Annotated in this window: 5 protein-coding genes; 3 read left to right on the top strand and 2 right to left on the bottom strand. The window is 63.7% G+C overall.

The genetic code is table 11. The features are described from left to right. The first annotated feature begins 189 nt into the window (after positions 1-189). From VK519_RS03645 to VK519_RS03635, 3 genes are read left to right on the top strand one after another with little or no spacing between them, the layout of a single operon-like run. Positions 190-402, top strand: coding sequence for a hypothetical protein (locus tag VK519_RS03645; RefSeq protein ID WP_324347772.1), 213 nt, complete (start codon positions 190-192; stop codon positions 400-402). A 32-nt stretch (positions 403-434) separates the two neighbouring features. After that, on the top strand, positions 435-1,139 hold the full coding sequence (locus VK519_RS03640; protein WP_324347770.1) for a helix-turn-helix transcriptional regulator: 705 nt from the start codon (positions 435-437) through the stop codon (positions 1,137-1,139). Between the two features lie 41 nt (positions 1,140-1,180). Further along, positions 1,181-2,902, top strand: a complete 1,722-nt coding sequence (locus VK519_RS03635) for a DUF885 domain-containing protein (protein ID WP_324347768.1) — start codon at positions 1,181-1,183, stop codon at positions 2,900-2,902. A gap of 33 nt (positions 2,903-2,935) precedes the next feature. Here the strand turns inward: VK519_RS03635 and VK519_RS03630 are convergent, their stop codons facing one another. Continuing rightward, positions 2,936-4,900 carry a M61 family metallopeptidase gene (locus VK519_RS03630; RefSeq protein ID WP_324347767.1) on the bottom strand — a complete coding sequence of 655 codons (1,965 nt, stop codon included), beginning with the start codon at positions 4,898-4,900 and terminating at the stop codon, positions 2,936-2,938. Between the two features lie 80 nt (positions 4,901-4,980). Further along, positions 4,981-5,201 (bottom strand): PIG-L deacetylase family protein (locus tag VK519_RS03625; protein WP_414692691.1); only part of this gene is annotated, 221 nt, incomplete at its 5' end.

Here is a 5,201-nt window from a genome sequence, read left to right as displayed (position 1 = left end):
GACCACCTCGATCAGCAGGCTGAGCTCGCTGTTGATGTGACCGGCGCGCTTTTCCTCGATGAGGAACTGGATCAGGGAAATGGACTTCATGGGGGGCCTTGTGGATGTCCGACCCATTGTCTCCTGCTGACAAGACGCTGTCAGCAGGGGGGGCGCAGCATGAGTTACCCGCCATAACGGAAGTACGCCATGAACCGCATCATGCGCCTCATCGTTGCCTCCTATGCGCCCCTGGTCGGCCGTATGACCGTGGTGGAGCAGTTGCTGCCCCCGGTTGCCCCCGAACCCACCCGAGGTCACCGGAAGAAGCTCGACCAGGAGGCCTGCAACGGCAACGGGGTCAGGGTTAATACTCTGACCCCCAACCCGCGCCAGCCGCCCCGCCTGGTCGTTCCGCACTAGCCGTCCGGAGGCCACCGGGCGATCATCGGGGCATGCGTCGTGCGGACCGCCTTTTTCTCATCATCCACAGCCTCCGTGGCCGCCGCACGGCCATGCCCGCGCGGCGGCTGGCCGAGACGCTGGAAGTATCGCTGCGCACGATCTACCGCGACGTGGCGGACCTGCAGCTCTCCGGCGTGCCGATCGAGGGCGAGGCTGGCGTCGGCTACATGTTGCGCAAGGGCGCGGACATCCCGCCGCTGATGTTCACCGAAGCCGAACTTGAAGCCCTGGTCGTGGGCACGCGCTTTGCCCGCGCCTTCGCCGGATCCCGCCTGGCCGATGGGGCATCGGCGGCGCTGGCCAAGATCGAGGCCGTGCTGCCGCCGCACTTGCGCGAACGTGCCGCCGGTACGCGCATCTATGCACCCTTCTACAAGGACGACGAGCGCGCAGCCCACCGCCAGCTTATCGACCTGCTGCACGGGGCGATCGGCGGGCGCCAGGTGATCGCCTTCGACTACCTGGACAAGGAGGGTCGTCCCTCGCACCGGGCATTCGAACCGCTGTGCCTTTCGTTCTGGGGTTGTGCCTGGACGCTGGGCGGCTGGTGCCGGCTGCGCGAATCCTTCCGGAATTTCCGTCCCGATCGCATGTCCGGGGTGGTACAGACCGGCGAGCTTTTCACCCCGGCACCCGGACGCGATGTCACCGCCTACACCGACGCCATGCGCGTGCAGTTCGGCGGTATGGATTAGCCATGCGATGATCGGGTTTTCCTTGCCTCCCTTGGGATGACATGAAGCCGATCCTCGCCGGTATCCTTTTCGTGGCCAGCTTCGCCGTGCACGCACAGGCGGGCGACGATGCCTTCAAACGCATCTACGAACGGGAATATGCCTGGCGCACCGGCCAGGCCGGCGTGCAAAGTTCTGGCGAGTCGCTGCCCAACAACGGCCGGCTGGACGACGTGGACGCCGCCAGCCAGATGCGCCGCCTGGCCTACTGGAACCACGTGCTGGCAGACCTGGCCAAGGTCGATCCAGCCACCTTGAGCCCCACGGCGCGCGTCGATTACGCGATCTACCGCGAGCAGATCGGCAACCTTGCCGCGGCCCAGCGCTTCGGCCAGTGGCAGATGCCCTTCAACAGCGATTCGGCGTTCTGGTCGGACGTGGGCTACCAGCTCGGTGGCGACAGCCTGCATACGCCGGGCGACGTGCAGCACTACCTCGATCGCCTGGGGCAGGTCAGCACCTATCTCGACCAACAGATCGCCAACATGCGCCTGGGGATGAAGCGCGGCTTCACCGTGCCGCGCGCGGTGCTGGACGGGCGTGATGTCTCGATCGCCGCCGTGGCCAACCAGAAGGACGCCGACGACACCTCGTTCTTCCAACCCGTGAAGAATTTGCCGGCGACGTGGCCCGCTGCGCAACGCGAAGGATTCGAAGCCCAGGCACGCAAGACCATCACCGACCAGGTGATCCCTGCCTACGGCCGCCTGCTTGCCTTCTTCCACGACGAATACGTGCCCCATGCGCGCACCACGCTTGCCGCCGAGGCCATGCCCGACGGCAAGGCCTGGTACCGCCAGCAGATCCACGAATACACCACGCTTGACCTTGACCCCGACACCATCCACAAGACCGGTTTGGATGAGGTGGCGAAGATCCACCAGCAGATGCTGGCGACGATGGCCGAAAGCGGCTTCAAGGGCAGCTTCCCCGAGTTCCTGGCTTTCCTGCGATCGGACCCGCAGTTCTATGCGAAGACGCCCGACGAACTCTTGATGCGCACCGCGTGGGTGGCCAAGCAGGTGGATGGCAAGCTTGGCCAGTACTTCGGCCTGTTGCCACGCCAGCGCTTCGCCATCGTTCCGGTGCCGGCGGATATTGCGCCGTACTACACCTCCGGCCGCGGTGGCGCGGACACGTACATGGTGAACACGTACGACCTGCCGTCGCGTCCGCTGTTCGCGATGCCTGCGCTTACCCTGCACGAGTCGATGCCCGGCCATGCGCTGCAGCTGGCATTGGCTGCCGAACAGAAAGGCCAGCCGGCCTTCCGCCGCGACAGCTATATTTCCGCCTACGGGGAAGGCTGGGCGTTGTATGCGGAATACCTGGGCCAGGAGATGGGCATCTATCACACGCCCTACGACAAATTCGGCTACCTGAGCTACCAGATGTGGCGCGCCGCCAGGCTGGTGGTCGATACCGGCATCCACCATGAAGGCTGGACCCGCCAGCAGGCCATCGACTACATGACGCAGAACACCGCGCTAAGCCAGCGCGAGATCGTCAACGAGGTGGATCGCTACATCAGCTGGCCGGGACAGGCGTTGTCGTATGAGCTGGGGTATTTGCGCATCCTGGCGTTGCGGCATGAAGCTGAGCAGGCGTTGGGGGCGAAGTTCGATCTGCGCGCGTTCCATGATGCCGTGCTGGAACTGGGCTCGGTGCCGTTGCCGCTGCTCGAGGACCACGTGCATGCCTGGATTGCCAAGCAGAAGGGGTAGGGTCGTGGCGACCTCCTACCCCCTGCACGGCTTTTACTTGTGAGCAGCGATAATTTCGCTCAGGTAATCGGGTGTCCCTTCAACGCGCTCGAGATGCGGATACTGCAGGCCGCCGTGGTAATCCACGGCCAGCTTGCGGTAGCTGCCCTGGTACTTCAGCAGAAGTTCGATCGGCGCGTTGCCGTTCTTGGCCGCCGTGATCTCGCTTTTTAGTACGTCCTTGGAATAGTCCTTCCCGTTCACCGCCACCAGCGTGGCGCCGGTGCTGACGCCGGCCTTGAACGCAGGCCCATCCCAGCGAACGTCGTTGACCTGGCCCTTGTCGTTCATCGTCAGGCCGATCGACCAGGTGAAGTTGTACAGATGGCGGGATGGTGCGGGCCGGCTGTTGTACTGCTTTTCGTACGCGCTTTCCTGGTCGGTGTAGACCAGTTTCCAGCCCGTGCCGGCGATGCCGCCTTCCAGCGGCGGATTGATGGTGTCGACGTGCGCATGAAGGAACGTGGCCCAGTCATATTTCGCCACGCCATTCAGGGCCGCCACGACATCGTCGAACGTGTAGGTCTTGGTCACGTAGCTGCCGTTCTCGACGCCGAAAAACGCGCGCGCAAAATCATCCAGTGATTTCTTGTCGTTCGTCAGGCTGCGCAGCTTGGCGTCCACCTCCAGCCACATCATCTGGCCACCGCTGTAGTACTCCTCGCTCATCTGCCAGCTGCGGAAGGGCAGGCTGGTGCGATGGGCGATGGTTGGATCGTTGGTGGTGTCGGTGAGCGTGCGCCACTGGAAGCCGACGCGGTTTCGTTCGTAGTTGGCGGCCGTCATGGCCAGGGCATCGCGGAATTGTTGTGGCGACCAGATACCCGATCGCGCCGTCAGCACGAAGCCCCAATACTGCGTCTGCCCTTCGTATACCCACAGCAGGGAATTGGCCATCGGCACGTTGAAGTTCGGAGTCCACAGGTCCGCCGGACGGCGGAACTTGCCGTTCCACGAATGCACGTACTCATGGGCGAGAAGATCGCGCTCGGGTGCGGCATCTTTCCAGGCGGTGAAATAGTCCCGGCCCAGGCCGTCCTCGCTGGACTGGTGGTGCTCGGTGCTGTTGCCGCCCAGCTGGTCGGACAGCGAGAACAGGAAATCGTAGTGATCGTAATGATGCGATCCGAACAACTTCACAGCCTGCGTCACCAGCGCGCGATGCGCGGCGATCTGCTCGGGCGTCATCTCAAGGTCGCCCGGCTCGTCGGCAAAAACATTCAGGTGCACGGGGGCCTTGTCGCCCGGGTTAAGGTCCACGCGCTTGAAGTACTGGCCCGCATAGACCGGGGAATCGACCAGGTTGTTGAACGTCACCGGCTTGAAGGTGGTGGTGTCGCCCGACTGGGAGGCGGTTTCAAGCGCGGTACCGAACTGCCAGCCATGCGGCAGCGTCATGCTGGGCACGAAGGTGATGCCGCGGGAATAATGGCCCGCTGGATACAGCGCCACCTTGCTCCATTCCATGTCCATCATGCGGTCGGTGATCTCGAAACCACCGTCATCGGAGCGCCCGGACAGGTACTGGAACTCCACGTCGATGGTGGAAACATCCGCGGGGACATCCAGATGGAACGCGTACATGTTGTATTTATCGCGCAGCCACGTAAGCGGCTTGCCGTTGGCGCTGATCTTGAGCCCGGCGAGCATCGCAATAGGGCCGCTCGGCGAGTGGTCGCCGGGAATCCATTGCGGGTACAGCAAGGTCAGGGTGCCTGGCTGCACCGGGACGGTTTCGCGGACGCGGAAAATTCCCTGCACCGTGTCGTTGGCATCGACATGAAGCTTCACCGTCCCCTCGTAAGGCGTGTCCTGGGGCGACGGTACGGTGTCCGCGCGCGTCGGCTCCGGTTGCGCGGCCGCACCACCGGCCGCGAGGGCCATCGCGAGCGCCAGGGATAAGCGCGAGAACTTGCGAGGCGCGATAAGCGAACGGCCAGTCAGGAGGGCACGGGGCATGCGGGGATCTCCGGGGTATGCGTGGTCAGGCGCGCAACTTAACGCGTAATCGCCACCGTGCACAGTGCAACTCAGGAATACTACCCCAGCGTACTGACCACCGAGGGAAATACCCCCTCGTAAGCCTCACCGTAAGTCATCGGCGTGCCCGAATTCCTCCCGCCCTGGACACCACGCTGCATCGCCACCCGCGTGTAGTACTCCCACAGATGCTCCTGCCCTTCCATGCACTCGATGGCCGCGCGCTTCTTCTCCCATACCTCGGTGATATTCAGAATCACGTTCGGCTTCCAGCCGCACT

The sequence above is a fragment of the Pinirhizobacter sp. genome (assembly GCF_035317885.1).
Taxonomy (GTDB): Bacteria; Pseudomonadota; Gammaproteobacteria; order Xanthomonadales; family Rhodanobacteraceae; genus Pinirhizobacter.
Note: the sequence above shows the minus strand (reverse complement) of the source record. Positions and strands in the feature narration are given on the sequence as shown.